The organism is Nocardia niwae NBRC 108934 = DSM 45340 (assembly GCF_001613465.1).
In the GTDB taxonomy this organism is placed as follows: domain Bacteria; phylum Actinomycetota; class Actinomycetes; order Mycobacteriales; family Mycobacteriaceae; genus Nocardia; species Nocardia niwae.
The window spans coordinates 73836-99177 of record NZ_BDCK01000023.1 but is presented as its reverse complement, the minus strand read 5'-3'; the positions used below and the strand labels follow the sequence as shown (position 1 = coordinate 99177).

Here is a 25342-nt window from a genome sequence, read left to right as displayed (position 1 = left end):
ATCCGTACGTCCGCCGACAGCTGGGCGCCGTGGGACGGGGCCGCGTTTCTCCCGACCCGGATTGCGCGCGGATTCGCCGGGTATGCCGCAAGCACAGGAGGTGATGACATGCCGAAGGCTTGGAGCGACAAGCAGGAACGCCAATACGAGCACATCAAGGATTCGGCGAAGTCCCGCGGCGCGAGCACGGGACGAGCGAAGGAGATGGCCGCTCGCACGGTCAACAAGAACCGCGCCCAGTCCGGGCAGTCCAAGACCGCGAGCAAGACATCGACCGACGACAAGTCCCCGCAGCAGCGGGGAGGCCAGCGGTCGCACAGCGGCGCACAAGGGCCGACCCGCGACCAGCTGTACAACGAGGCCAAGAAACGCAATGTCGAAGGCCGCTCGAAGATGACGAAGAAGGAGCTGGCGCACGCGCTCGGACGGGATTGAGCTCGGCGCGCGGCTCGACGACGTAGCAGCGAGAGGAGTGGAGATGGCCGAGCAGCAGGAAACAGGCACCGTCACCGGCACCAGGGACAAGGACTACAACTTGATCTGGTTCGTCGAGGCGTCCCTGGAGAATGCTCTGCGTCTGGACACATTCATCCAGGACGCGGAACGTGACGGAGACAGCGAACTGGTGGAGTTCTTCCGCAAGGCGCAGGCCGACAGCCGCAAAGGCGGCCGGATGGGCAAAGAGCTGCTGTCCAAGCGTCTCGCCAAATCGGATATCTGACATTTCGCGACGATGAGCGGGGAGGGTGGCCGCACGGCCGCCCTCTCGCTGTCGGATCTCACCGCCGAGCCAAGGAGCAGACATGCGCGTCGTCGTGATCGGTGCCACCGGAAACGTGGGGACGAGCCTGCTGGAGACGCTGTCGGCCGAAGCGGGGGTCGGCTCGATCGTGGGGATCGCGCGGCGCGTGCCGGGCAAGCCACGGGAAGGCGTGGAATGGGTGCGCGCTGACGTGCGCACCGACGATCTAGAGGCGCATTTCCACGGGGCCGACGTGGTGGTGCATCTGGCGTGGCTGTTCCAGCCCACCCATCAGCCCATGGTCACCTGGGGCGCGAATGTCGGCGGCACCGAACGGGTGCTGCGCGCCGTGGCCGCGGCGCAGGTGCCCGCCTTGATCTATGCCTCCTCGGTCGGCGCGTACTCTCCGTGCCACGACGACGAGCCGGTGCCGGAGAGCTGGCCGACCGACGGCTGGCCCCCGGCCGCGTACACGCGGGAGAAGGCGTACGTCGAAAGACTGCTGGACCGGTTCGAGGCCGAGAACCCGGATCGCCGTGTGGTTCGCATGCGCCCGGCGTTCATCTTCCGCCGGGAGACCGCCAGCCAGCAGCGGCGTCTGTTCGCCGGACCGCTGCTGCCGAATCGGCTCATCCGGCCCGGCCTGCCGCCGCTGCTGCCGCTGCCGCGCGGGCTGCGATTCCAGGCGGTGCACAGCGACGACGTCGCCCGCGCCTATGCGCTCGCCATCGCGACCGACGCCCGCGGACCGTTCAATCTGGCCGCGGAGCCGGTGATCGATCGCGCCCGGCTGGCCGAACTCTTCGACGCCCGGGTGGTGTCCGTGCCGCCCGCGCTCGTCCGCGCGGCGCTCGCGATGGGCTGGCACGCCCGGGCCCTGCCCGCGGCGCCGGACCTGTTCGACGCGGTGATGCGTCTGCCGATCCTGGACACCGGTCGCGCGCGGGCAGAGCTGGGGTGGACGCCGCGGTTCACCGCGGTCGATGCCCTCCGGCACTTGCTCTCCGGTTTGCGTGCGGGCGCAGGGGCGGACTCGCCTCCCTTGGCGCGCGAAGCGGGCGGACCCTGGCGCTGGCGGGAGTTCGCCTCCGGGGTGGGCGGACGAGAGCTGGGTGTCGGCTAGTCACCCGGCCGAACCCGGATCCCCCTGCGCACCGCGACTGCCTACGGCTGCGGCGTTGCCGTCAGACGTAGGTGAAGAACACGCCGGTGGCGATCCCGCCGGGAGCGGTGACCGTGACCGGCGCAGGACCGAACCCCACCGGGGTGACCGCGGTGATCTGCGTGTCGGAATTCACCGTGAACGAGACGGCCGGAAGGAATCCGAAGAACACGCCCGTGGCCCCGGTGAAGCCGGTTCCGGTGATCGTGACCGCGGTGCCGCCGGTCACGGGACCCGTATTCGGGGTGACCGAAATCAGCGTGGGGACCGACACATACGTGAACGGCACTCCCGGACTCGTGCCGGCCGAATTGCTGACGGTGACCGGAACCGCCCCCGTTCCCGGCGGAGCGATCGCGATGATCAGCGTGCTGGAAATCGCGAAGAAGAACGTGGCGGGGGTGGCACCGAAGTTGACGGAAGTGACTCCGGTGAAGCCGGTTCCGACGATCGAGACCAACGTTCCACCCGTCGCGGGACCGAAATTCGGAATGAGCGAGGCCACCACCGGAACCGGCACGACGTAGGTGTAGGGAACACCATTGCTGGTCCCGTCCGCATTCGCCACAGTGACCTGCACCGTACCGGTTCCCGGTGGAGCGATCGCGGTGATCTGCGTGGTGGAATCGAGCGTGAAAGTCGTTGCGGTCGTGCCGAACCGCACCGTGGCCGGGCCGGTGAATCCGGTTCCGGCGATGACCACACTGTTACCCCCCGAAGTCGGGCCCGTGGTCGGCGTTACAGAAGTGACAGTAGGCATGGCAGTGCCCCCTTTGTTTCAGCGATTGATTCCCTGCGCCGGGGGGTGCTCGACCTTCAGGTAGCCCGGCTGTAACCATTAACGCTCTGAAACCAGTTCTGCGGCAATGCAAATGCGATCCGTTTTGGTCCGTTTTAGTCTGCTTTCGCCGGGCCCGCTATCGGCGCGCTCCGGCCCAGCATTTCCTCGATTCTGGCGCGTAACGACCGGCCCGCCGCGTGCAATGGTTCGGTCGAGCGCAGAGTGCGGCTGAGAACGAAAGCGCCTTCGAGAGCGGCGAGTACGGCGACGATGAACTCGCGGGCGTCGCCAGCGGACAGGCCGCGGCGGACGAAGTAGCCGGCCCCCTCGTCGATCCAGGAGGCGATGACCTGCGCGGCGACTTCGCGGAGCGCCGGTTCGCTGTCGGCGACCTCGCCTGCGACGGTGCCGACCGGGCACATGTTGATCCAGCCGGTCTGCTCGATCTGTTCGGCGGCGGCCGCGAACGCGGCGGTGACCGCTTCGCACAGATCGTCGTGGGCGTCCAGCAGCAGCGGGAGCAACTGGATGTACGCGGCTCCGGATGTCCGCAGCGCGGCGGCGGCGAGCTGCGGCTTCCCTTCGGGGAAGTGGTGATAGAGCGAACCCATCGGAGCGCGGGCGGCGACAGTGATCTGCTTGACGCTCGTTCCCGCGTACCCCTGCGTCCGCATCAGTTCGGCCGTCGCGGTGACCAGGCGTTCGGGGGTGCTGGTTGACATTCTCTCCGTCACCCTCCCAGACTAGAGCAGATACTCTAGAGCGATCGCTCGATCGGAGGCGGATATGGCTGTGATCGAACTTCCGGCAGGCCGGGTGCACTACGTCGAGCGCGGCGACGGACCTCCCGTCGTTCTGCTGCACGGTCTGCTGATGAACCACACGCTGTGGGACGAGGTGCTCGACGCCCTACCCGATGGCTTCCGCTACGTGCTGCCGGACCTTCCCCTCGGCGCCCATCCCCTACCGCTGCGGCCTGGCGTCGACCTGAGCCTGCGCGGCCTGAATCAGTTGATCGCCGATTTCCTCGGCGCGTTGGATCTGCACGACGTGACGCTCGTGCACAGCGATTGGGGCGGCGCGCTGTTTCTCACCGCCTACGGCCTGGACGAACGCGTCGGCAGGCTCATCGTGCTGCCGTGCGAGGCGTTCGACAACTTCCCGCCCGGCCTGCCGGGCAAGATGGCCACCGTCGCCACCGCGCTGCCGGGCGGGATCTCCCTGGCGCTGCGGCAATTACGCGTCCGGTGGCTGCGCCGCTCACCGTTGCTGTTCGGGTGGATGGCTCGGCGTCCGCTGCCCGACGCGCTGGTGCACGGCTGGACCGAACCGGGACTGCGGGATGCCGGGATCCGGCGGGACCTGCTCGCCTACACCAGGTCGGGGTTCCGCAAGCCGGAATTGATCGCCCACACCGAGGCGCTGCGGAACTTCCAGGGAGACGCGCTGATCCTGTGGTCGTCGGCGGGCAAGGTGATGCCGCGCGAGCACGGCCGCAGGCTTGCCGACCTCATCCCGAATGCTCGGCTGGTCGAAATCGACAACGCGTACGTCCTTTCCATGCTCGACCAGCCCGCCGCGGTCGCCGAGGCGATGTCGGCGTTCCTGCTGGAACGCCACACGGCACCGAAGCCGGACCGTGGCCCGGCGCGGTAGCGCTCAGGTGCGACCACCGTCGCCGGTTCCGGCGGCGTCAAAGCACCGGCGGGCTCTCAGGCGGTTGGCCGGTCGCGCGCCGCGTCCGGTGGGGGCCCACTGCAACAGACTGCGTACTGTGCAGAACCACCCGCTCGGCCGTCATCGGATCGACGACGGCCGCCGGGTGATCTTCTCGTTCCCGAAGACGCGGCGGAACGCGTCGGGGCAGGTGCTGCCGTCCCAGGCCATGCGGAGCATGCCCGGTCGATGCGGAGAGCCATCCGGCGCAGATGGCGGTTTGCCTTGACGCCGACGAGAAGGTTTAGCGTGGCGATGACGGAGGCGAAGGAGGACGGATGCGCATCGGCGAACTCGCGCAGCGGGCCGGCACCAGCACGCGCGCCTTGCGGTACTACGAGGAGCACGGTCTGGTGCGGCCCCGCCGCTCCGCCAACGGGTACCGCTCCTACGACGACGTGGAGGTGCTGATCGTGGCGAAGATCCGCGAACTGCTCGGTGCGGGCTTCGACCTCGACGACATCCGCCCCTTCGTCGCCTGCCTGCGGGCGGGCAACGGCTCCGGCGACGTCTGCCCGGACTCGGTCTCCACCTTGCAGCGCAAGCTGGCCGAGGTCGACGAGTACATGGAACGGCTGGCGGACGTCCGCCGACTGCTGAGCGAACGGCTCGCGGCCGCCTGCGAATTCGACCGGATCACGGCGGCCTGCGAGTTCGACCGGCTGGAGCAGCGGCGGTGAGATTCGCGGTCAGCTACAGCACCCCGTTCTTCGGCGTCGACCCGGACCGCCTGATCGGCTACGCCCAGCACGCGGAGCGCTGCGGCTTCGAGGCGATCTACCTGCCCGAGCACGTCGCGTTGTACCCGGGCGCCGCGGTCGGGCCGATGGAGTTCACGCCGACTGTCCCGTTCGCCGATCCGCTGGACGCGCTGAGCTTCGTCGCCGCCGGTACCGAGCGGATCCTGCTCGGCACCGCGGTGCTGCTGCTGCCCTATCACCACCCGGTGGTGCTGGCCAAACGTCTGGCGACGATCGACGTGCTGTCCAAGGGACGGATGCGCCTGCTCACGGTAGGTCTTGGCACCCTGCCCGGCGAGGCGCACGCCGTGGGCGTCGAGTTCGCAACCCGGGGCCGCCGCGCCGACGAGGCCATCGACGTGCTGCGACTGCTGTGGTCCGGCGACGCGGACGGGGTGAGCTTCGACGGGGAGTTCTTCCGGTTCGAAAACCTGTGCAGTTACCCGAAACCCGCTGCGGGCGGCCCCCTGCCGATTCACGTCGGCGGGTCGAGCCGCGCCGCCGCGCGTCGTGCCGGATCCCGCGGTGACGGCTACTTCCCCGGCGGCTTGCTCGGGCCCACCGAACGCGCCGCGCAACTGGAGATCGCGCGCGCTGGGGCGGCCGCGGCGGGCCGGGACCCCGAAGCGTTCGAGTACACCCGCTGGGGATCGATCGACATGCCGGTCGAGCGGGTCGAAGGACTGGCCGCACAGGGCGTCACGCGCATCGTGGTGAGCGCGAGCACCGGCGACCCGGAGCGCGCCCGCGACGAGTTGTCCACCTTCGCCGAACGATTCGATCTTGCGAACGCACTGAGGTAGCACGCGCGCCTGGGTTCGCGCCGGAAACCTCCTCAGACGGTATGGCCCGCAACGAGATCGGCGACGGAGTGGTAGTGCAGTGTCTCCGCGGTGGGCCGCAGCACGGCGCCGTCCTCTGGCTCCAGCAGTATTCCGACGTGATCTCCGAGGTCGTAGCGCTCGCGGATGCGGGCGCTGAACCAACTGGGCACCGTGCTGAGCACCGGAATGCCACTCGGGCCGGAGTGCCAGTCGCAGTGCACGAACTTGTCGATGTCGTCGCCGGTCTCCCCGCCGAAAAGCCGCGCCAGCGATAATTGTTCGCTGCCGAGCAAATGCACCGCGAGCCGGTCGGCGCGCTGGGCGATCCGATAGGTGTGGTTCTTCTTCGACAGCCCGATCAAGAACCGGCGCGGCTCGATGCTGACCTGCGTCGCGAATCCGACGAGACAGCCGGCGCGCCGGCCATCCGCCTGCACGGTGACCAGCAGCACGGGATAGTCCGCCGCCGCGACCACCGCGTCGAACACTGCGGTCCGGTCTTCGGTAGCCATCGGTCCTCCCAGCGTGATGCGACGTCTTCCCCGGATGCCCGCGCGATCGCCGCGCAAACATGCCGGACCGGGCAGCGCTCACCCTACAACCGCGGTGGCAAAGTCGTCTGAGACGCCGACGCCGGCGGGGGTGGGGCGCCCGTACGACGGCCCCTGCAGACCGGCTGTTTCCGGTCCACATCCCGTGGATGATAGTCCACCACAAGGACTTCCGCGCCGACACTGAAAACGCATGGTGGCGGTCGCCACATTGCGAGCGCAGCAGTGCCTTCTGCTGAAGACTCGGTCCGGTGGGTGCGGCGGGTCGCGCTCCGGATCGAGCGGTCAGCGGCGCTCTCGGATTACTGCTCCGCGCTCCGGCGCACGGGAACGTCGCCTGCGCGCCCGCGCAGCGTCAGCACGCCCACGGCGGCGGCGATCATGCACAGCCCCACCACCCAGAGCCCGGCCCGCTGACTTCCCGTCACGTCGGTCAACCCGCCGGTGACGTACGGCGCCACGAAACCGCTCACGTTGCCGATCGAGTTGATCAGCGCGATACCGCCCGCCGCGGCGGCGCCGGACAAGAAGGTGCCGGGCAGGGCCCAGAACGTCGGCAGCGCCGCGAGCACGCCCACCGCGCACACGGTGACCGCGACCATCGCGGCGAAGGGATCGCCGAGGTACAGCGCCACCGGGATCGCGAGGCCGCCCAGCAGCGCGGGCAGCGCGACGTGCCATATCCGCTCCCCGGTCCGGTCGGCGTGCCGGCCCCACCACACCATCACGATCGCCCCGACGAGGTAGGGCACCGCGTTGATCAGTCCGCGCTGCACCACCGAGTACCGGGTGCCGTACTGCTGCTGGAAGCCGTCGATGATCGTCGGCAGGAAGAAGCCCAGCGCGTAGAGGCCGTAGACGATGCCGCCGTACACCAGGGCGAGCCCGAGCACCCGCGGATGGGTCAGCGCGCGGCGCAGCGTCCAGTGGTCGGCGCGCCGCAACGCGGACTGCTCGGCGGCGAGTTCGCCCGCCAGCCAGTCTCGTTCGGCCGGATCCAGCCAGCTCGCCCGCTCCGGACGGTCGGTCAGGTAGAACCAGGTCACCACCGCCAGCGCGATCGCGGGCAGGCCCTCGACCAAGAACATGAACCGCCATCCGCTGAGCCCGAAGATCCCGTCGCCATGTTGGATGATCAAGCTCGACATGGTCGCGCCCAGGGCGGTGGAAATGGGCACCGCGGTCATGAACAACGCCACGATCCGCGCCCGTTGCGCTTGCGGGAACCAGTAGGTCAGATACAGCAGGATGCCGGGAAAGAACCCCGCCTCCACCACGCCCAGCAGGAACCGCAGGACGTAGAGCACAGTGGCGTCGGGCACGAAGGCCATCGCCGTGGCCACCAGGCCCCAGCTGACCATGATGCGGGCGATCCAGCGCCGGGCGCCGAAGCGGTGCAGCGCCAGGTTGCTCGGCACCTCGAGCAGCAGGTAGCCGACGAAGAAGATGCCCGAGGCGAACCCGAAGGCGGTCTCGGTGAGACCGAGGTCGGTCTTCATGCCGCTGGGCCCGGCGAACCCGATGTTCACCCGGTCCAGGTAATTGACGAAATACAGCAGGCCCAGAAAGGGCACCAGGCGAATCGTGACCTTGCGCAACGTCGTGCCGGCCACCTCGGTGGTGGAAACCATCAGCGCACTCTCGGCCCAGGACGGCCACTCCGTCAAGTGCCCGCAGTAAACTCCGCGTATGGCAGTCACCTGGCCGGACGACGTGGACGACGTGCTCGGCGGCGACCTCACCTGCGCCGCCGCCTATGTGACGCCCGCGGGCGGCGCGGTGGTGTCGGCGGTGTCGCCGATCGGGCTGCGCGACCGGACGGCGGGCACGGTGGGTTTCACCACCTCGCTCGGCTTCGGGCGCAAGCTGGAGCGGATGAAGCGGGAACCGAAGGTGGCGCTGGCGTATCACGCGCGTGAGCACGGCATCGGGAACCGGGACAATCCCCGCTTCGTGCTGGTGCAGGGCACCGCGAGTTTCGATCCGACACCCGACCAGGAGGTGCTCGACCGCATCGGCGCCCAGTCCGCGCCCTACCTGGGCGCACCGCGGCGCGGGGTGTTCTGGGACCGGTGGCTGCGCGCGTACTACGCCGATCGAGTGGTCGTCACCGTCGCCGTCGACCGCATCGTCGTCTGGCCGGATCTCGACGCCGCGGGCGCACCCGAAATCCTGGGCGCCGCAATGCCCTCCGCCACCTCTGCGGTGCAGCAGCCTCCCGCGAAGGGCACCGGCCCACGGGTGGACGTAGCCCGCACCGCGGCGCGAGCGGCGAAATTGCCGCATCGCCTGCTCGGCTACCGGCAGGCCGACGGCTATCCGGCGGTCGTCCCGGTGCGGGTGGCCGGGTCGAGCCCGGACGGTGTGCTGTTGACCGTGCCGTCGGTCGTGCCGCAAGGCGGGCGCCGTGCCGGGCTGCTGGCGCACGCGTATCGGTCGCAGCTGATCGGCCTGGAGTCGCGACAGCACACCGGCTGGCTCGAGGTCTCCGGCGCCGAGGCGGTGTACGCACCGCACACCGCGTCCGGGTTCAAAGCGCCGCCGAACAAGACGATCCTGCTGCTCGGCAACGGTTTCCTCGCCCGGCGCGGTCTCGCGAAAGCCCGCAAGACCGGCCGCGTCGACGCGTTGCGCTGACCCCGCGCCTCCGGCCGGAGGCGCGGGTCCGCCGCTAGTCCGCTTGCTCCAGGTACACCGGAAGCCTGGCGTGCCCGTTGGAGATGAAGCTGGACACGCTGCCGAGGTCGGCGGGGTCGGCCGCCAAACGCAGGTCCGGGAAGCGGCGGAACAGCGCGGGTAGCGCGATTTCCGCTTCCATCCGGGCCAGGGGCGCGCCGAGGCAGTGATGCGCTCCGTATCCGAAGGCCAAGTGCTCCTTGGTCGCTCGCCGGACGTCGAACTCGTCGGCGGTGGCGCCGTGCAGTTTCGGATCGCGGTTGGCCCCGGCGTAGGACGCGAGGATCGGCTCGCCCTTGGCGATGCGCAGCCCGTCGATCTCGATGTCATCGGCGGCGAAGCGCAGCGGCAGATGCGCCACCGGCGCCTCGTAGCGCAGCGCCTCCTCGATCACATCCGTCCAGGGCGCACGTCCCTCGGTCACCTCGGCGCGCTGGTCCGGGTGGGTCAGCAGCGCGAAGACGGCCTGATCGAGCAGGTTCACCGTGGTCTCGTGCCCGGCGCTGATCACCAGCAGCAGCGTGTCGATCAGCTCCTGCTCGGTCAGCTGCGAGCCGTCCTCCTCGTCGCGGTGCGAGATCAGCAGGCTGGTCATGTCGTCGCCGGGCTCCTGCCGCCGGTAGGCGACGAGTTCACCGAGGATCCGGTACATCTCCAGATAGTTCGCCTGCGACTGCTCCGGCCCGAGCGACGTGTCGAAGATGCCGTCGACGCAGGTGCGCAAACCGGCGTTCAGGACTTCCGGAACGCCCATCAGCGCGCTGATGACCTGGATCGGCAGCGGGTAGGCGAAGCCTTCCCTGAGGTTCACCGCTTCGCCCGCGGGCGTCGCGGCGAGCTCGGTCAGCAGGTCCGCGGTGATCTGCTCGATCATCGGGCGCATCGCCTGGGTGCGGCGGTGGGTGAACGCGGGCGCGACGAGTTTGCGCAGCCGTCGATGGTCCGCGCCGTACGCGGTGAACATGTTGTTCACGGCGACCCATGGCAACAACGGCCAGTCCTGCGGGATCTCCCCGTTGATGAGCGCAGGCCAGTGCTGCTTGCCATCTTTCGACACCCGGGGATCCGCCAGCAACCGCTTCAGCACGTCGGCGTCGGTGACCGACCACGCCCGCACGCCGCCGGGCAATTCGACCATGGTCACCGGCCCGCGCGCGCGAATTCGCGCGGACTCGCCCTGGATGTCCGCGCCCGCGGGGTCGAGGACTAGAGGTTGTGTGTCCATCAGGACTCCTTAGAAGACGGTCAGCGGAGGGGATTTCGGGAAGACGACCGGCAGGGACACCAGAGCGCGGTGGAACGGGCCGGGCCGCCAGCTCAATCGCTCGGCCGGCACGGCCAGGCTCATCTCGGGCAAGGCGTCGAGAATCTGATCGATGGCGTCCTGGACGACCAGATACGCGGCCGACCGGGCGGGGCAGGCGTGCGGCCCCACGCTCCACGCCAGGTGTGCCCGGCTGTCGGTCCGCTGACCGACGCCGATCGCGGGATCGTTGTTGCAACCCGCCATGCTGATCACCACCGGCTGGTGTGCGGGTAGCCACACATCATCGATGAGGATCGGCTGTCTCGGGTAGCTGACGCAGTAGTTCGCCATCGGCGGGTCGTTGAACAGCACCTCGTCGAGCGCGTCGCGGGTCGAGAGGCTGCCGCCGAGGAAGTCGCCCGCGAAACGCTCGTCGGTGAGCATCAGCAGCACCGTGTTCACGATCAGGTTCTGCATCGGTTCGATACCTGCGCCGTAGAGCGTGATCAGCTGATGGATCATCTCGACGTCGTCGAGCCCCGCTTCGTGCCGCAACAGCCTGGAGGTGACATCGTCGCCGGGTTCCTTGCGCTTGAGCTGCACGAGCTCGAACAGCGCGTCGGAGAGCATCGCGTTGCCTTTGTCCGCGTTGACGCCCTCGAAGATGGCGGCCATACCGGTCGCCACCTGCTGGCCGATATCCGCCGGGCAGCCGAGCATGGCATTGAGCACCGCGAAGCTGAGCGGGAACGCGTACTGGCTGATGAGATCCGCCGCACCGTCCTCGCAGAAGGCGTTGATCAGCGGAACGGCGATCTGCTCGACGGTTCCGTGCAGTGCGTGCAGATCGACCCCGGCGATGCTCGCCACGTTCGCCTGCCGGTAGCGCAGATGTTCCAGGCCCGAACTGCGCAGCGCGTTCTTCCGCCACTCCAGCATCGGCAGGACCGGGCACTCACCCGGGATGTCCTTCTGCCAGGTACGCGGATCGGCCGGGAAATGGTCGGGGTCGTTCAAGATACGCAGCGCGGTGTGGTAGCCGATCACCAAGGTGGCGGGCACCCCCGGCGACAACTCGACCGGGACGAGCGAGCCGTACCGGCGGCGCATTTCACGGTAGGCCTGGTGCGGATCCTCGGCGTATTCCTGCGAGTACAACGAGTAGCGCGGGCCGCTGGTGTCGATCGGCGAACCGTGCCGGACGGGGCACCCGTTCGCGGAGGTGGACGGCGGGAAATGTGGCGTGGTCAAAGACGAAACTCCAGGGGAACGAACAATTCGACGAACGCGATCGCCCGGGCGCGTGCGCGCCGCGACGGCGTGGGTCGACGTGATGCGTGGCGATCGGTGACAGGCCGGCGCACACCCTCATCAGCTGTGTGCACGACGACCTCTGAGCGGCAACCTCCTTCTGATCGGCATACGGCGGTGTCGGCTCGCCGGACGGAGCGCGGCTACGACGCCGAACTCCGCTCCGGCTGAAGGATCGGCAGGGGCGGGGATTCCGGGAAGAGAACCGGCAGGGCGGTCAGCGATCGGTGGAACGGCCCCGGCCGCCAGGTCAGTTCCTCGGCCGGGACGGCCAGCCGCAACTCGGGCAGCGCGTCGAGCAGTTGATCAATGGCATCCTGGGCGATCAGATAGGCCACCGACCGGGCCGGACAGGTGTGCGGCCCGACGCTCCACGCGAGATGCGACCGGTTGTCGGTGTACTGCCCCGTGTGGATCGCCGGGTCGTTGTTGCATCCGGCCATGCTGATCACCACCGGCTGGTGCGCCGGTAGCCAGACGCCGTCGATCAGCATCGGCTGACGGGGGAAAGTCACACAGTAATTCGACAGCGGCGGGTCGGTGAACAGCACCTCGTCCAGCGCGTCCCGGGTCGACAGGCTGCCGCCGAGAATGCCGCCGGCGAACCGCTGGTCGGTGAGCATGAGCCGCATGGTGTTGACGATCAGATTCTGCTGCGGCTCGATGCCCGCGCCGTACAGCATGAGCACCTGCTGGATCATCTCCTCGTCGTCGAAATCGACGGGGTGCTGCAAGATGCGCGAGACGATGTCGTCGCCGGGCTGGGATCGCTTGAGCGCCACCAGGTCGGCCATCGCTCCGGTGAACATCGCGTTGCCCTGCTCGGCGTCCACGCCCTCGAACATCGCCGCGAGCCCCATCGCCGCCCGCTGCCCGATCTCCGGCGGGCACCCCAGCATGGCGTTGATCACCGCGAACGACAGCGGGAACGCGTATTGCGCGATCAGATCCGCCGAGCCGTCCCCGCAGAAGCTGTTGATCAGTGGAACGGCGATCCGCTCCACCGTGTTGCGCAGGGCGAACTGGTCGATCTCCTCGATGCCCGCGACCGTGGCCTGCCGGTACCTGGCGTGCTCCAGACCGGAATTGCGGATCGCGGCCGGACGCCACTCGAGCAGGGGCAGGACCGGGCAGTCACTGGGCACGGTCTGCTGCCACGTCCGCGAATCGGCCGGGAAGTGGTCGGGATCGTTCAGGATGCGCACCGCGGTGTGATAGCCGATCACGAGCGTCGCGGGCACTCCGGGGGACAGTTCCACCGGAACGAGCGAACCGTACCGTCCGCGCATCTCGCGATAGGCACGGTGGGGATCCGCCGCGAAATCGTCCGCGTACAGCGCGACCCGTGGGCCGTCTGCGCCGACCGGTGAGCCGTGCCGGACCGGGCAGCCGCTGGAGGTGGACGAGGACTGTGGGTGGGTCAAAACGTGACTCCAAAGTCGGAACGTTCGACGAGCAGTATGGACACACGACACATCCCGGTCTCGGGATCCGAATTGCCGTGCGAGCGTGGCGAATTCGACCTTACGCCGAATTTTACCGGGGCAGAGCATAACTCGTGCGCCGAACCGGCGCGATCGGGTGGGCCGGCGGGCGCCCGCCTGGGGTGCAACACGTGTCCCCGCGTATCGCGAGCGATACGCGGGGACACGTGTGCGCCGGATATCCCTGCGGCCCGGACTACTCCGCGGCCGCCAGAAAGACCGGCAACTCGGAATGCCCGTTGGAGATGAAACTGAGCACCGTGCCCAGCTCGGACGGGTCGACCGCCAGGCGCATGTCCGGGAAGCGCTGGAAGATGGCCGGAAGAGCGATCTCGGCCTCCAACCTGGCCAGCGGCGCGCCCAGGCAGTGATGCGCCCCGTATCCGAAGGCCAGGTGATCCTTGACCGAGCGGCGCAGGTCGAACTCGTTCGCCGTCGCGCCGTGCACCTTCGGATCGCGGTTGGCCGCCACATAGGACGCGAGGATCGCCTCACCCTTGGGAATACGGATGTCGGCGATGTCGATGTCCTCGACCGCGTAGCGCAGCGGCAGGTGCGCGACCGGCGCCTCGAAGCGCAGCGCCTCCTCCACCACGTCCGACCAGGGGATCCGGCCCGCAACCACGTCGGCACGCTGATCCGCCCGGGTGAGCAGCGCGAAGATGGCCTGATCGAGCAGGTTCACCGTCGTCTCGTGGCCCGCGTTGATGACCAGCATCAAGGTGTCGACGAGTTCCTTCTCGGTCAGCTGCGAGCCGTCCTCCTCGTCCCGGCTGGCGATCAGCACGCTCGTGATGTCGTCGCCCGGCGACTCCCGCCGGTACGCCACGAGTTCGCTGATGAGCCGGTACATCTCGAGGTAGTTGGCCTGCGCTTCCTCCGGCCCGAACGAGGTGTCGAAGAATCCGTCGACACATGTCCGCACGCCGGGGCCCAAGTGCTCGGGCACGCCCATCAGCTCGGTGATGACTTGAATCGGCACCGGATAGGCGTAGCCCTCGCGCAGGTCGACGGCTGTGCCGCGCGGGGTGTCCGCCAGCTGGTCGAGCAGGGCTGCGGTGATCGCTTCGATGCGCGGTCGAAGCGCCACCGTGCGACGGTGCGTGAACGCGGGGGCGACCAGCTTGCGCAGCCGCCGATGCTCGGCGCCGTAGGCGGTGAACATGTTGTCGACCGCCACCCATGGGTGCAGCGGCCACTCCTGAGTGATCTCGCCGTTCATGAACGCCGCCCAGTGCTGCCTGGGATCCTTCGACACGCGGGGGTCGGCCAGAAGGCTCTTGAGCACGACGGCGTCGGTGATCGACCACGCAGGCACCCCGCCGGGCAGTTCCACCAGAGCCACCGGCCCACGCTCGCGCAGCCGCGCCGCTTCGCCTTGGATATCGGAACCGGTCAGATCCAAGACTATCGGCTCTTGCGACATCGGACGCTTCTCCTTACACCATGTTCAACGGAGGGGACTTGGGGAAGACGACCGGCAGGGCCGCCAACGCCCGGTGGAAAGGGCCGGGCCGCCAGACCACTTGGTCCACGGGCACGGCCAGCTGCATTTCGGGGAGAGCATCGAGGAGCTGATCGATGGCTTCTTGGACGACCACCGACGCCACCGACTTCGCGGGGCAGGCGTGCGGCCCGACCGCCCACGCCAAGTGGGAACGGTTGCCGGTGCGGTCGCCGCCGCGGATCGCCGGATCGTTGTTGCAGGCGGCGAGGCTGACCAGGACCGGCTGGTGCGCGGGCAGCCACGTGTTGTCGATGAGGATGGGCTGGCGCGGGTAGGTGATGCAGAAGTTCGCCATCGGCGGGTCGTTGAACAACACCTCGTCCAACGCGTCGCGGGTGGACATGCTGCCGCCGAGAACGTCGCCGCCGAAACGGTCGTCGGTGAGCATCAGCAGCAGGGTGTTGGTGATCAGGTTCTGCTGCGGCTCGATTCCCGCGCCGTACAGGCTGATCAGGTTCGACAGCATCTCCTCGTCGTTGAGATTGGACGAGTGATGGGCCAACCGGGAGGTGACGTCATCGCCCGGCTGCGCGCGGCGCTCGTGGATCAGCTCCATCAACGCCTCGGACAGCATCTGCATGCCCTTGGCCGCCTCGACGGTGTCGAACAGCATCGCCATGCCCGTGGCGACCCGCTGCCCCAGTTCCGTCGAACAGCCGACGATCCGGTTGAGCACCTCGAAGACGAGGGGGAACGCGTACTGCGTCACCAGATCGGCGGATCCGGCCGCACAGAAGGTGTTGATCAGCGGAATGGCGATGCGCTCGACCATCGAATGCACCTCGTGCAGGTCGATGGCGTCGATGCTCGCGGTATAGGCGCCCCGGTAGCGGGCGTGCGCGGCGCCGCTGTTGCGCAGTGCGTTCGGATACCACTCCATCATCGGCCGGATGGGCGAGTCCTCGGGGATGTTCTTCTGCCAGATGCGGGGATCGGCGGGGAAGTGCTCGGGATCGTTGAGGATCCGGACGGCTTCCTGATAGCCGATCACCAGCGTGGCGGGCACACCCGGCGACAGTTCGATCGGCACCAGCGAACCATGGCGCCTGCGCATTTCCCGGTAGACCCCGTGCGGGTCGGCCGCGAAACCCTCCGCGTAGAGAGGAATCCTGGGACCGTCGGTATCGATCGGCGATCCGTGTGCGACCGGGCAGGCGCCGCCGGCTAGGTGCGTCGGGAAGGTCGAGGACTGTGACATGGTCAAACGCGCGACTCCAAACGGTGGAACAAGAATTCGACGAGCGTGATCAACGACCGCAGGCAGGTGCCACGGTCACGCGCGTCCAGTGACGTCAGCGGTGTCCCTGGCTCCAGATCGAGGGCATCGCGAACCTCTTCGAGCGGGTAGGGCCGCGCGCCTTCGAACTGATTGACCGCCACCGAATACGGGACGCCGCGCTCCTCGAGCACCGAGAGAACCTCGTCGGACTTCTCGATGCGGCGGGTGTCGACCAGCACGAGCGCGCCGAGCGCACCGCGGGCCAGCTCCTCCCACAAAGGGACGAAACGCTGCTGGCCCGGAGTGCCGAACAAGTAGAGCGCGAGTTTGGGACTGAGCGTGATGCGGCCGAAGTCCATCGCGACCGTGGTCTGCGATTTGCCGGGCAGCCCCGCCATGTCGTCCACACCGACGCTGGCTTCGGTGATGGTCTCCTCGGTGCGCAGCGGCTTGATCTCCGAGACGCTGCTCACGAACGTGGTCTTGCCGACACCGAAGTTGCCGGCGACCAGCAGTTTCACGGAGCGGGTCACGGTCTCCGGCACGTAGTCGACGGCGCGATCAGACGGCGAGAGCACGGAGCCCATTGAGTACCTCCTCCAGCAGAGCGATCTCCGGCAGGGACTCGGCCGGGGTGGGAGTGACCAGGTGCCCGCCGTCCATGAGATCGGACGCGACGATCTTCACGACGGACGGCGGGAGGTCGAGGTACGCCGCGATCTCGGCGATCGACAGCGCACCTCGACGGCTGCACAGGGCCATGACCCGGCGCGCATCGGGCGACGCGCCGGGGAGTGGATCTTTGGCGGTCAGGACCAAAGTAACCAGGTCCAGCTCGCGAGTGGGACGCGTACGCCCTCCGGTGCGCACATAAGCCCGGACCAGATCCGGGTCGCGCCGCGGCTTGCTCATGACGGCTCCTCGCTCGCGCTCGGCCCCGTGATGCCCAGCGGCGCAGTACCTTTGACTCGCTCGCTGCGCTCGATCATGGCATTTCGCTGCCGTCTACGCGCCTGCGCGGCTGACTGCCGAGCTCACGCCCGACCCGGCCGGCCAGCTCGTTCATCCGGTGGGCGACGAGGCCCACGTCGATCTCGTTGGTGGTCGCGACGCCGAGCAGCGCACCCTCGCCCGCCGCGGTGATGAGGATCATCCCCTGGTCGTACTCGGTCATGTTCTGCCGCACGCCGTTCGCGGAATCACCACAGAACTCGCCGAGCGCCTTGCCGAGCGAGCGCAAGCCGGAAGCGGCGGCGGCGAACCGTTCCGCTTCGTCGCGGGCGATTCCCGCGGAGTGCGCGATCCGCAGGCCGTCGTCGGACAGCAACACCGCGAACCGCACACCCGTGATGTTGAGATCTTCGAGTAGCCAGCCCAGTTTGTTGCTGCTGTCGGTCACGGGTGTGGCCATCAGGATGTCATCCCTTCCGTGTCATCGGATGCGGCGGCGCGGCCGCTCTTGGAGCCGGTATGCCAAGCTGCGGCGACCTCGGGGCGAGCGAGGCCGGGTTCGGTGCGCGGCCCGACCGGGGCGAGCGCGACCGTTCGGCGTCGTCGCTTGGGTAGCCCGCCGCTGGTGATCTCGCTGACCGTCAGCGAGTGCTCGTCCTCGACGGGCTGCTCGCTCGGCGCGTCCTTCGCGGGAACCGTGGCCGGCTCCGGTTTTGCCTCGGTCACGGGCGCCACCTCCTGGACGTTCTGCGGGGTGACCAGCAGCGACTCCGGGATATAGACCATCGCGCGCATGCCGCCGTAGACGTTCGGGCCGTCGATGTAGACGGTGAAACCGTAACGGCGGGCCAGCGCGGCGATACCCGGGAAGCCGACCTTCGGCGACGGGCCGAGCTGGTGGATGTCGACGGGCCGCTCGTGCGCGAGCACCTGGCGGGCTTCCTCCATCTGCTCGGCGTTCATCCGCACGCCCGCGTCATCGATGATGACGGTGACGCCGTGATGACCCTCCTGGAAATTGACGTCCACGTAGGAGGTCGGCGGAGAGTACCGCAACGCGTTGTCCAGCAGGGTCGCCAGCGTGTGCACGAGCGGTTCCACCGCGCGGCTGATCACGACGCGATCGAGCTGGTTGGGCCGCACCCGCAGGTATTCCCGGACGCGGCCGATGGCGCCGCCGACCACGTCGGTCAGTGTCTGCGCGGGCCAGCGGCGGCCGGGCAGACCACCGCAGACGATCACGTAGGACTGCGCCTGACGGATCATCTGCTGCACGGTGTGGTCGATGCGGGTGAGGGTCTCGTACACCGCGTCGTCGCGATGCTCACGCAGCGCGGCGCTCACCACCTGGCTGACGTCCGCGCCGAGGCTGACCACCGAGGTGCCGAACGAGCGGACCGCGGCGCTGGTCGCCTGCCGCGACGCGGCGGCGACCTCGGTGCGCGCGGTCTCCTCGGCGGACTTGATCGCCTGCTGCGCTTCGTTGTTGGTCAGGTCCCTGGTCTCCGAGCGCATCAGGCTCAGATCGTCGGCGTATCGCTCGGAGATCCACCGCAGGATCTGCGCGAGCCGCGAATTCTCCATGCCCGCCTGGACTTCGACCGGGGGCACCTGCGACTCGAACCGCCGGATCGACTCGGCCACCGCGGGTAGCGTGGTGGCGGCGAACCGCTCGAGCGTGTCTTCTGTCGCGCGCTGTTCCCTGGTCAGCGTCTCGACCTTGGCCCGCTGAGCCCTGGCATACTGCACTGCATACAACGCCCCCGCTACGGCGATCACCACAGCGGCGGCGAGGATCCATGAAAGCACCACGGCGATATCTTGATTCATCAGTTCTTTCGTCGTTGACTGGTCTCGAGGAATCGGCCCACTGCCATCCTGCTTCGCTCGCCTTCCCTCGCCTGCCGACCATGAACGGACCGGTCGGTGGGGTCCGCGTCGGAGTACCGGAACCCCGCGACGGCACCGGCACTCACGAGAGCGCCTACCGCATAGTGCCCGCAGGACAGGCGATTACACGTCAATCGCCAACCGCCCGGATCGTGTCCGAACGGTAACCAGAACCCGACCATTCGCACATTAGCAGCATTCCAGAGAAGTCTCTGCCGATCGCATCGACACTTTCCGGATTCCCGGAGCTGGGACGATACGTGCCGCAGATCGCGACATAGCTGCGCAATAATGTTGGGCTGCCATGCAACCCGCGGACCATTTGTCCTGCATACGGGCCCGCGCGCCGGACGAGCACCGGAGGCCGCAGCCACCGGGATCGCCGCCGGAACCGGGGCTCAGCAGGCACAATAGGGATTCACTGACGCGTCAACAAATGTATTGGCGGGTGTTCCAATTCGTTTCCGCGAAGGCGCGTTCGCCTCGGCGGCGGAAGTTCACCCGGACCGGTCCGCCCTCCCGGCCGACCCGGCCACGGGTGCCGGATACCATGCGCCCATGGCAAAGCTGAAGGTCTCGGTCGACGTCCCGATCTCGCCCGAGGAGGCCTGGACGCACACCTCCAACCTCGCCGAACTCGACAAATGGCTGACCATGCACGAAGCCTGGCGCGGTGCGGTTCCCGCCGAGCTGACCGTCGGGACCCAGTTGGTCGGCATCGCCTCGGTGAAGGGCCTGCGCAACCGGGTCACCTGGACGGTGCGGGCCGCGGAGCCGCCGCGTCGCCTGCAGCTGACCGGCGCGGGCAAGGGCGGCACGAAACTGGGACTGCAACTGCTCGTCGCGCCGAAAGGCTCCGGATCCGAGGTCACCGTCGACATCGAACTCGGCGGCGCGCCACTGTTCGGGCCGATCGGCTCCGGCGTGGCCCGCGCGGTCAAGGGCGATATCGAACGTTCACTGGACCGCTTCATCGCCCTTTACGGCTGAACTCGACCGTCAGCCGCCGAGGGCGTCGAAGATCTCTTCGGCCCGGTCGCGTGTGCGGTACATGTCCCACGCGGTTTCGGCCAAGTCGTCCGGATCGAGGGTGTGGCCTTCTGGGCTGCCGAAGCGCGCCGGGTCGGCGGTGACCATGGCGTGGATGTCCCCGCGTTCGACGAGACCGCCGATGGTGAGGGTGCCCGCGTAGAGATTGCGCCCGGCCAGCGCCGCATTGAGGGTGAGCGCGTAGTTGCGCAGCGCGGCGGCGGCGAGGGCGAGGTGGCCGAGCATGGGCATGGGGCGGACGCTGGAGAGGCCCCCGGCGAAAAGCACTGCGCCGTCGCCGCGCTCGAGCATGCCGGGCAGCACGTCGCTCACCACGTCGATCGCGGGCCACACCCATTCGAACGCCGATCGGGCCGCGGCGGCGTCGATATCGGTGATCGGCACCGGATGTTCGGTCGGTCCCGGCCCGTAGTAGACCATTCCGATCGGACCTTCCCGGCCGATGTCGCCGAGCACAGCGCCGAGCCGCGACCGGTCGGTGACGTCCGCGACGTGGGCGGTGGCGTCGATACCGAGTCCAGCCAGGTCCGCCAGGTACGCGGCATGCCGCGCAGCGCTGCGCGAAACCAGCGCGACCCGGAATCCTTCCCGGCCGAAGCGCCGGGCCATCGACATCCCGAGGCCTGGGCCGACACCGACGATCACCGCTGTTCCGTGTTGTGCCATAACCTGCTCCAAAAATATGAGGGCCCCCTCGATTTCATACCGTAGCACGAAATCGAGGGCTGCCTCAGATTTTGTAGAATGATCGGGTGACCAAACCCCTTCGCCGCGACGCCGCCCGCAACCGCGAGAAATTGCTGCGGGAAGCGGCCGAGGTGTTCACCGAGCAGGGCCTCGACGGGTCGCTGGAGGAGATCGCGCGACGCGCGGGGGTCAGCATCGGGACGCTGTACAACCACTTTCCGACCCGCGACCTGCTCATCGACGCCCTCCTGCCGCCCCGGCTGGCGGCGGTGGACGAGATCGCCGCCCGCGCGGCGGCCGAGCCGGACGCGTGGACGGCGTTCACCGGATTCGTGGCGGACCTGCTCGGCAGGTTCACCGCCGATCGCGGGCTGCTCGAGGCGTTCACCGGGCATCATCATCCGGCGGCGGTACAGCTGGCGGAGGCCTGCCACCGCGGGATGTCACACCTGTCCGCGATTCTCGAGCGCGTCCGCGACGCCGGCGCGCTGCGCGCCGACGCGACCGACGAAGACGTCGTCGACTTGGTCTGGGCGCTGTCGCTACTCGGGGAGACCACCGGCTCGCCGTCGTGGCGGCGCTGCCTGGAGATCGTCTTCGACGGCCTTCGCAACCGTCCGTGACAGATGTCCCGGGATGGCCGCACGGACCGGCGATCCCGGGACACGCACCCACTATGCGTGGATAACGGTCGCCGCGTCGGCTGCCTGCGGGTCCTTCGGCTTCGTACGCGGCAGGAAGGACGCCGGGATCAAGGTGAGCACGATCAGCACCAGTGCCACCACATAGGTGTGACTGAACGCGTCGGCGGCCTGCTGCAAACCGGTCTCGACGGTCCCCGGCGGAAGCTGGCTCGCCAGGGCGGGATCGAAGTTCGCCGCGATCGCCGGACGCGCGAGCGGCTGGTTGTTCAGCAGGTTGGTCAGTACCACCGACATCGTCGCCGTGCCGATGGAACCCGCGGTCTGGTTGACGATGTTCATCAGCGTCGACCCGCGCGCCACCTGCTGGTGGGTCAGGGTCTGGATCGCCGCGGTCATGATCGGCATCATGGTGCAGCCCATGCCGAGGCCCATCACGACCAGCGCGCCGATCATCGGCAGATACGAGCTGTCCGCGTCGAGCTGGACGAAGTAGGCGGTGCCGATCGAGATCAGCGTGATACCGACGAGCACGATCTTGCCCGGGCCGATCTTGTCCACGAAACGGCCCGCGATCGGCATGCTGAGCATCGCTCCGATGCCCTGCGGCGCGATGAGCAGACCGGCTTGCAGCGCCGACTCACCGCGCACCTGCTGCAGATATGTCGGCAGCAGCAGACCCGCCCCGAAGAACGCGACGGCGAACAGCACCATCGTGAGCACCGCGAAGGTGAGCGCGCGGTTGCCGAACAGGTGCAGATCGATCAGCGGGTGTTCGGTGCGCAGCGCGTGGAACACGAACGCGACCATCAGCAGCGCGCCGATGGCGGCCGGGATCAGCACCCGCGCCGCGAGCACCGTTCCCTGCTCCGGGATGGAGGAGACGCCGAACAGGAACAGGGCCAGGCCGGGGGAGGCCAGCAGCATGCCGATGAAGTCGAACGACTCCGACGGCTCCGGCTTGTCGCTGGGCAGCACGATGAACGCGAGCACAAGGGCGACCACGCCGATCGGCAGGTTGATCAGGAAGATCCAGTGCCAGCTGAAGTTCTCGATCAGCCAGCCGCCCAGGATGGGACCGCCGATCGGGCCGAGCAGCATCGGTACGCCGAGCACCGCCATCACCCGGCCGACCCGCTGCGGACCGGCGGCATGAGTCATGATCGTCATGCCGAGCGGCATCAGCATGCCGCCGCCGAGGCCCTGGATCACGCGGAAGGCGATCAGGGATTCGATGTTCCACGCCGTGCTGCACAGCAGGGAACCGAGCACGAAGAAGGTGAGCGCCATGATGTACAGCCGCTTGGTGCCGAAACGATCGGCTGCCCATCCGGTCAGCGGGATCACGGTGGCCAGCGCGAGCGTGTACCCCGTCATCGTCCACGCCGCGATGGCGTAGCTGGTGTCGAATTCGCGCTGGAAGGTCGGGATCGCGACGCTGACGACGGTGATGTCGAGAATCGACATGATCGCGCCGAGCACGACCACGCCAGCGACCTTGAAGACGGCCGCGTCCAATTTGTCGGCCGTCGGGTCGGGCCCAGCCGCCTGGGTATCCGGAGGTTGTGTCACCGCTTAAGCGTGGCACCTTCGGGGCCGCAACACCAGTCATTCCCCGTTCCTGTCGCCGGGAATTCCGCGAGCACCGACAACGCCGCTCGGGTCGCGGCCTCGCTCGCGGGGAGCAACGGCAGCCGCACCGCCGGGCTGGGTATACGGCCCTGCGCCGCGAGCACGGCCTTGATCACCGTGGGATTCGGTTCGGCGAACAGCGCCGCCGACAGTACCGCCAGCCGGTGCCCCAGCGACCGCGCCGCGCCGAGCGGTCCGGTGCGCCACGCGGCGACCAGGGCCGCGAACGCCGGAGTGTGCACGGCGGCGGAGGCCGTGATCGCTCCGGCCGCGCCGAGCGCCAGCAGCGCCGGGGCGAACACGTCATCACCGGCCAGCACGGCGAAGTCCGCGGGGCGCGCGCTCATCAGCGCGACGGTCGCCTCGTCGATGGCGCCGACGGCGTGCTTGAGGCCGATGACGCCGGGCAGTTCGGCGAGCTCGAGCAGGGCGCCGAGGCCGAGGGAGAGCCCCGTCCGGTAGGGGATGTGGTAGACCACCAGCGGTACCGGCGCCGCCGCCGCGAGCTCGCGGAAATGCGCGAGCACACCCGCCTCCGAGGGCCGCGTGTAATACGGGACCACGGTGAGGGCCGCGGTGGTGCGCGCATCCAGACCGGCGAGGGCCTCGACGGAAGCGGCCGTCGAGTTCGATCCCACGCCGACGAGCAACGGCGCGTCGTGCGCCCGGCAGACGCGCGCGCAGACGGCGATCACCTCCGCCCGCTCCGCGGCCGTCAGGGTCGCGGGTTCCCCGGTGGTGCCGAGCGCGACGAGGCCGGTCGCGCCGTCGGCGAGCACCTCGTGGGCGAGCCGCTCCAGCGCGTCGGCGGCGAGTGCGCCGTCGGCGGTGAACGGCGTGATCAGGGGGACGAAAAGACCGGCGAGCGTCATGTCAGTCAGCCTGACCGCTGGAAACCGTCAGATCCAGTTCACGTTTCTTCCGCAGACCATAAGGTGAACTGATGCTCGATGTCCGCAAGCTGCGTCTGCTGCGGGAACTGTCGCACCGCGAGACCATCGCCGCGGTCGCGGAAGCTCTCGCCTACACCCCCTCGGCCGTGTCCCAGCAGCTCGCTGCGCTGGAACGGGAGGCGGGTGTGCCGTTGCTGGCGCGCACCGGCAGGCGAGTGACGCTGACCCCGGCCGCCGTGGCCCTGGTCCGGCACACCGAGCGGATTCTCGCGGTGCTCGAGCAGGCCACCGCCGAACTGGCCACGAACCACGCCGAACTGACCGGAACCCTGCGCATCGGAGCGTTTCCCACCGCGGTGCGGACCATCCTCTCCCCCGCACTCGTCGCGCTGAGCACCGCGCACCCGCGGCTGGAACTGCGCGTGACCGAACTGGATCCGGCGCTGGCGCCCGACGCGCTGCGCGCCGAGACACTGGATGTAGCGCTGATCCAGGAGTACGACTACGTGCCGGTCCCGGCCGATCCCGCACTGCACAGCGAGCCGCTGTTCGAGGAGGTCGTCTATCTCGCCGCGCCCGAGGCCGCCTCGCTGTCCGCGCACCGCGACAGTCCTTGGATCGCGAGCACGCCTGGCACGCTGTGCCACACGATGACGGTGCGCGCCTGTGAGGCGGCGGGTTTCACGCCGCGGATCCGGCACCACGCCGACGACTTCGGCACGGTCCTCGCGCTCGTGGCGGCGGGTCAGGGCGTCGCGCTGGTCCCGGAATTCGGGACGCGGGATTGCCCAGGGGGCGTCGTACTCGGCGCGCTGCCGACACGGCGGCGGACCCACCTCGCCTATCGGCGCGGCGCGGGAGACCATCCCGTCGTGCGCGCCGCACGGGTGGCGCTGCGCGAATCGGCCGAGCGCTCCCCCGGCCGCTGAACCACTCAGCGCAGCCGATATCGGCTGGTGGGCACGACATCCAGGTTCCGGTCGCCGCCGAAGGTCGCGACGCTGGCCATCAGCCGTTCGATCCGGCGGGCCAGCTCCGCCGCGTCACCGCCACTGCCGTAGAACGCGTGCGGATCGCCGAGCGCCTCGATCGGGAACAATTCCTCCACGATTCCCGCGATGTCCGGCGCACCGGCCGTGGCGGGCGCGGTCACGACGTTCTGCACATAGCCGAACGTCGCTTGCGTCTCGATGGCGATCGCGGTGTGGCGGTTGCGCCAGCGGTCCAGCCAGTCGGCGTGCGGCAGGTCGTCCGGCTTGCGCAGGAAGGCGATGTTCGACAGACCCGGCGCACGATCGAGCACGGCGGTGACCGGCGGCGGAATCGGCGTCGCCTCCTCGACGTGCCAGCCCGCCACTCGCTCGGCCACGGCGCCCAACGCTCGCTCGGCCGCCTCCGGCCGCGGGTCGCCCGCCCACCAGACGCTCACGACGGCCCGCACCGGCGCCTCGAACGTCGTGATGCGCAGCATCGCCGTCTCGACCGCCGCGTCGGCGATATTCGCCTGCACGGCGGCCGCATCCGGCAGGCGCGCGGCCAGGTCCGCCGCGAGCAGGTCGCCGACGCCCCACAGCGCAAAGATGGTCTTCATTCACAGGCCACTTTCTAGAACACGTTTCACCGTGGCCGCCGAGCCTAG

At 68.7% G+C, this 25342-nt stretch carries 27 protein-coding genes; 10 read left to right on the top strand and 17 right to left on the bottom strand.

The window, feature by feature from the left end; genetic code table 11:
* Positions 1–108 precede the first annotated feature (108 nt).
* From NNI01S_RS15390 to NNI01S_RS15380, 3 genes are all read left to right on the top strand, one after another.
* Entirely contained in the window at positions 109–435 is a 327-nt protein-coding gene (locus NNI01S_RS15390) for a hypothetical protein (RefSeq protein ID WP_063020792.1), read from the top strand.
* A 43-nt stretch (positions 436–478) separates the two neighbouring features.
* On the top strand, positions 479–721 hold the full coding sequence (locus NNI01S_RS15385) for a hypothetical protein (RefSeq protein WP_063020934.1): 243 nt from the start codon (positions 479–481) through the stop codon (positions 719–721).
* A gap of 82 nt (positions 722–803) precedes the next feature.
* Complete coding sequence (locus NNI01S_RS15380; protein WP_063020791.1) at positions 804–1865, top strand: NAD-dependent epimerase/dehydratase family protein; 1062 nt, start codon at positions 804–806, stop codon at positions 1863–1865.
* Positions 1866–1926: 61 nt separating this feature from the next.
* On the opposite strand, the gene NNI01S_RS15375 is transcribed toward NNI01S_RS15380, so the two are convergent.
* Both NNI01S_RS15375 and NNI01S_RS15370 read right to left on the bottom strand, forming a co-directional pair.
* Positions 1927–2664: an IPT/TIG domain-containing protein gene (locus tag NNI01S_RS15375; protein WP_084488809.1), complete on the bottom strand. Its 738-nt coding sequence runs from the start codon at positions 2662–2664 to the stop codon at positions 1927–1929.
* 134 nt (positions 2665–2798) lie between these two features.
* Positions 2799–3407: a TetR/AcrR family transcriptional regulator gene (locus NNI01S_RS15370; RefSeq protein WP_084488808.1), complete on the bottom strand. Its 609-nt coding sequence runs from the start codon at positions 3405–3407 to the stop codon at positions 2799–2801.
* A 64-nt stretch (positions 3408–3471) separates the two neighbouring features.
* On the opposite strand from NNI01S_RS15370, the gene NNI01S_RS15365 reads away from it, so the two are divergent.
* From NNI01S_RS15365 to NNI01S_RS15355, 3 genes are all read left to right on the top strand, one after another.
* Positions 3472–4341 carry an alpha/beta fold hydrolase gene (locus NNI01S_RS15365; protein WP_063020789.1) on the top strand — a complete coding sequence of 290 codons (870 nt, stop codon included), beginning with the start codon at positions 3472–3474 and terminating at the stop codon, positions 4339–4341.
* A gap of 338 nt (positions 4342–4679) precedes the next feature.
* A complete protein-coding gene (locus NNI01S_RS15360) occupies positions 4680–5081 on the top strand; it encodes a MerR family transcriptional regulator (protein ID WP_063020788.1) in 402 nt (133 codons plus the stop codon).
* Positions 5078–5944, top strand: a complete 867-nt coding sequence (locus NNI01S_RS15355) for a TIGR03619 family F420-dependent LLM class oxidoreductase (RefSeq protein WP_063020787.1) — start codon at positions 5078–5080, stop codon at positions 5942–5944. Before NNI01S_RS15360 ends, NNI01S_RS15355 begins: the two co-directional genes overlap by 4 nt.
* 32 nt (positions 5945–5976) lie before the next feature.
* Here NNI01S_RS15355 and NNI01S_RS15350 read toward each other — a convergent pair whose 3' ends face one another.
* Together NNI01S_RS15350 and NNI01S_RS15345 are read right to left on the bottom strand one after the other, a co-directional pair.
* On the bottom strand, positions 5977–6477 hold the full coding sequence (locus NNI01S_RS15350) for a flavin reductase family protein (protein WP_063020786.1): 501 nt from the start codon (positions 6475–6477) through the stop codon (positions 5977–5979).
* A gap of 341 nt (positions 6478–6818) precedes the next feature.
* Positions 6819–8147, bottom strand: a complete 1329-nt coding sequence (locus NNI01S_RS15345; RefSeq protein ID WP_063020785.1) for an MFS transporter — start codon at positions 8145–8147, stop codon at positions 6819–6821.
* A gap of 58 nt (positions 8148–8205) precedes the next feature.
* Here NNI01S_RS15345 and NNI01S_RS15340 point away from each other — a divergent pair, with 58 nt between their 5' ends.
* Positions 8206–9153 carry a pyridoxamine 5'-phosphate oxidase family protein gene (locus tag NNI01S_RS15340; RefSeq protein WP_063020784.1) on the top strand — a complete coding sequence of 316 codons (948 nt, stop codon included), beginning with the start codon at positions 8206–8208 and terminating at the stop codon, positions 9151–9153.
* Between the two features lie 34 nt (positions 9154–9187).
* On the opposite strand, the gene NNI01S_RS15335 is transcribed toward NNI01S_RS15340, so the two are convergent.
* From NNI01S_RS15335 to NNI01S_RS15295, 9 genes are all read right to left on the bottom strand, one after another.
* Positions 9188–10417, bottom strand: a complete 1230-nt coding sequence (locus tag NNI01S_RS15335) for a cytochrome P450 family protein (RefSeq protein WP_063020783.1) — start codon at positions 10415–10417, stop codon at positions 9188–9190.
* Positions 10418–10426: 9 nt separating this feature from the next.
* Positions 10427–11689: a cytochrome P450 gene (locus NNI01S_RS15330; RefSeq protein ID WP_063020782.1), complete on the bottom strand. Its 1263-nt coding sequence runs from the start codon at positions 11687–11689 to the stop codon at positions 10427–10429.
* 203 nt (positions 11690–11892) lie between these two features.
* On the bottom strand, positions 11893–13173 hold the full coding sequence (locus NNI01S_RS15325) for a cytochrome P450 (RefSeq protein ID WP_063020781.1): 1281 nt from the start codon (positions 13171–13173) through the stop codon (positions 11893–11895).
* 256 nt (positions 13174–13429) lie between these two features.
* Entirely contained in the window at positions 13430–14659 is a 1230-nt protein-coding gene (locus NNI01S_RS15320; RefSeq protein WP_063020780.1) for a cytochrome P450 family protein, read from the bottom strand.
* Between the two features lie 13 nt (positions 14660–14672).
* Positions 14673–15938: a cytochrome P450 gene (locus NNI01S_RS15315; protein WP_063020779.1), complete on the bottom strand. Its 1266-nt coding sequence runs from the start codon at positions 15936–15938 to the stop codon at positions 14673–14675.
* 2 nt (positions 15939–15940) lie between these two features.
* Positions 15941–16546 carry a GTP-binding protein gene (locus tag NNI01S_RS15310; RefSeq protein WP_063020778.1) on the bottom strand — a complete coding sequence of 202 codons (606 nt, stop codon included), beginning with the start codon at positions 16544–16546 and terminating at the stop codon, positions 15941–15943.
* Positions 16521–16871, bottom strand: a complete 351-nt coding sequence (locus tag NNI01S_RS15305) for a DUF742 domain-containing protein (protein ID WP_039805398.1) — start codon at positions 16869–16871, stop codon at positions 16521–16523. Before NNI01S_RS15305 ends, NNI01S_RS15310 begins: the two co-directional genes overlap by 26 nt.
* A 73-nt stretch (positions 16872–16944) precedes the next feature.
* Positions 16945–17370, bottom strand: coding sequence for a roadblock/LC7 domain-containing protein (locus tag NNI01S_RS15300; RefSeq protein ID WP_063020777.1), 426 nt, complete (start codon positions 17368–17370; stop codon positions 16945–16947).
* Positions 17370–18722, bottom strand: a complete 1353-nt coding sequence (locus NNI01S_RS15295; RefSeq protein ID WP_245676162.1) for an ATP-binding protein — start codon at positions 18720–18722, stop codon at positions 17370–17372. The genes NNI01S_RS15300 and NNI01S_RS15295 overlap by 1 nt, the downstream gene beginning before the upstream one ends.
* Positions 18723–19358: 636 nt before the next feature.
* Between NNI01S_RS15295 and NNI01S_RS15290 the strand changes: the two genes are divergently transcribed.
* A complete protein-coding gene (locus tag NNI01S_RS15290; RefSeq protein ID WP_063020775.1) occupies positions 19359–19790 on the top strand; it encodes a type II toxin-antitoxin system Rv0910 family toxin in 432 nt (143 codons plus the stop codon).
* A 9-nt stretch (positions 19791–19799) separates the two neighbouring features.
* Here NNI01S_RS15290 and NNI01S_RS15285 read toward each other — a convergent pair whose 3' ends face one another.
* Positions 19800–20516, bottom strand: a complete 717-nt coding sequence (locus NNI01S_RS15285; protein WP_063020774.1) for an SDR family NAD(P)-dependent oxidoreductase — start codon at positions 20514–20516, stop codon at positions 19800–19802.
* Positions 20517–20602: 86 nt separating this feature from the next.
* On the opposite strand from NNI01S_RS15285, the gene NNI01S_RS15280 reads away from it, so the two are divergent.
* Complete coding sequence (locus NNI01S_RS15280; RefSeq protein WP_063020773.1) at positions 20603–21160, top strand: TetR/AcrR family transcriptional regulator; 558 nt, start codon at positions 20603–20605, stop codon at positions 21158–21160.
* A 51-nt stretch (positions 21161–21211) separates the two neighbouring features.
* Here the strand turns inward: NNI01S_RS15280 and NNI01S_RS15275 are convergent, their stop codons facing one another.
* Positions 21212–22750 carry a DHA2 family efflux MFS transporter permease subunit gene (locus NNI01S_RS15275; RefSeq protein ID WP_063020772.1) on the bottom strand — a complete coding sequence of 513 codons (1539 nt, stop codon included), beginning with the start codon at positions 22748–22750 and terminating at the stop codon, positions 21212–21214.
* Positions 22747–23682 (bottom strand): 4-hydroxy-tetrahydrodipicolinate synthase, encoded by a 936-nt coding sequence (gene dapA / locus NNI01S_RS15270; RefSeq protein WP_063020771.1) that lies wholly within the window; start codon positions 23680–23682, stop codon positions 22747–22749. The genes NNI01S_RS15275 and dapA overlap by 4 nt, the downstream gene beginning before the upstream one ends.
* 71 nt (positions 23683–23753) lie before the next feature.
* Between dapA and NNI01S_RS15265 the strand changes: the two genes are divergently transcribed.
* Positions 23754–24632, top strand: a complete 879-nt coding sequence (locus tag NNI01S_RS15265) for a LysR family transcriptional regulator (RefSeq protein WP_063020770.1) — start codon at positions 23754–23756, stop codon at positions 24630–24632.
* Between the two features lie 5 nt (positions 24633–24637).
* On the opposite strand, the gene NNI01S_RS15260 is transcribed toward NNI01S_RS15265, so the two are convergent.
* A complete protein-coding gene (locus NNI01S_RS15260; protein WP_063020769.1) occupies positions 24638–25294 on the bottom strand; it encodes an EthD domain-containing protein in 657 nt (218 codons plus the stop codon).
* Between the last annotated feature and the right edge of the window lie 48 nt (positions 25295–25342).

Bases quoted from the DNA above. Each gene is read 5' to 3' on its own strand.
- NNI01S_RS15360 (WP_063020788.1), top strand. From the start codon at position 4,680: ATGCGCATCGGCGAACTCGCGCAGCGGGCCGGCACCAGCACGCGCGCC.
- NNI01S_RS15390 (WP_063020792.1), top strand. From the start codon at position 109: ATGCCGAAGGCTTGGAGCGACAAGCAGGAACGCCAATACGAGCACATC.
- NNI01S_RS15300 (WP_063020777.1), bottom strand. From the start codon at position 17,370: ATGGCCACACCCGTGACCGACAGCAGCAACAAACTGGGCTGGCTACTC.
- NNI01S_RS15305 (WP_039805398.1), bottom strand. From the start codon at position 16,871: ATGAGCAAGCCGCGGCGCGACCCGGATCTGGTCCGGGCTTATGTGCGC.
- NNI01S_RS15365 (WP_063020789.1), top strand. From the start codon at position 3,472: ATGGCTGTGATCGAACTTCCGGCAGGCCGGGTGCACTACGTCGAGCGC.
- NNI01S_RS15310 (WP_063020778.1), bottom strand. From the start codon at position 16,546: ATGGGCTCCGTGCTCTCGCCGTCTGATCGCGCCGTCGACTACGTGCCG.
- NNI01S_RS15350 (WP_063020786.1), bottom strand. From the start codon at position 6,477: ATGGCTACCGAAGACCGGACCGCAGTGTTCGACGCGGTGGTCGCGGCG.
- dapA (WP_063020771.1), bottom strand. From the start codon at position 23,682: ATGACGCTCGCCGGTCTTTTCGTCCCCCTGATCACGCCGTTCACCGCC.
- NNI01S_RS15370 (WP_084488808.1), bottom strand. From the start codon at position 3,407: ATGTCAACCAGCACCCCCGAACGCCTGGTCACCGCGACGGCCGAACTG.
- NNI01S_RS15340 (WP_063020784.1), top strand. From the start codon at position 8,206: ATGGCAGTCACCTGGCCGGACGACGTGGACGACGTGCTCGGCGGCGAC.
- NNI01S_RS15290 (WP_063020775.1), top strand. From the start codon at position 19,359: ATGGCAAAGCTGAAGGTCTCGGTCGACGTCCCGATCTCGCCCGAGGAG.
- NNI01S_RS15380 (WP_063020791.1), top strand. From the start codon at position 804: ATGCGCGTCGTCGTGATCGGTGCCACCGGAAACGTGGGGACGAGCCTG.
- NNI01S_RS15260 (WP_063020769.1), bottom strand. From the start codon at position 25,294: ATGAAGACCATCTTTGCGCTGTGGGGCGTCGGCGACCTGCTCGCGGCG.
- NNI01S_RS15345 (WP_063020785.1), bottom strand. From the start codon at position 8,147: ATGGTTTCCACCACCGAGGTGGCCGGCACGACGTTGCGCAAGGTCACG.
- NNI01S_RS15315 (WP_063020779.1), bottom strand. From the start codon at position 15,938: ATGTCACAGTCCTCGACCTTCCCGACGCACCTAGCCGGCGGCGCCTGC.
- NNI01S_RS15320 (WP_063020780.1), bottom strand. From the start codon at position 14,659: ATGTCGCAAGAGCCGATAGTCTTGGATCTGACCGGTTCCGATATCCAA.
- NNI01S_RS15385 (WP_063020934.1), top strand. From the start codon at position 479: ATGGCCGAGCAGCAGGAAACAGGCACCGTCACCGGCACCAGGGACAAG.
- NNI01S_RS15335 (WP_063020783.1), bottom strand. From the start codon at position 10,417: ATGGACACACAACCTCTAGTCCTCGACCCCGCGGGCGCGGACATCCAG.
- NNI01S_RS15375 (WP_084488809.1), bottom strand. From the start codon at position 2,664: ATGCCTACTGTCACTTCTGTAACGCCGACCACGGGCCCGACTTCGGGG.
- NNI01S_RS15265 (WP_063020770.1), top strand. From the start codon at position 23,754: ATGCTCGATGTCCGCAAGCTGCGTCTGCTGCGGGAACTGTCGCACCGC.
- NNI01S_RS15285 (WP_063020774.1), bottom strand. From the start codon at position 20,516: ATGGCACAACACGGAACAGCGGTGATCGTCGGTGTCGGCCCAGGCCTC.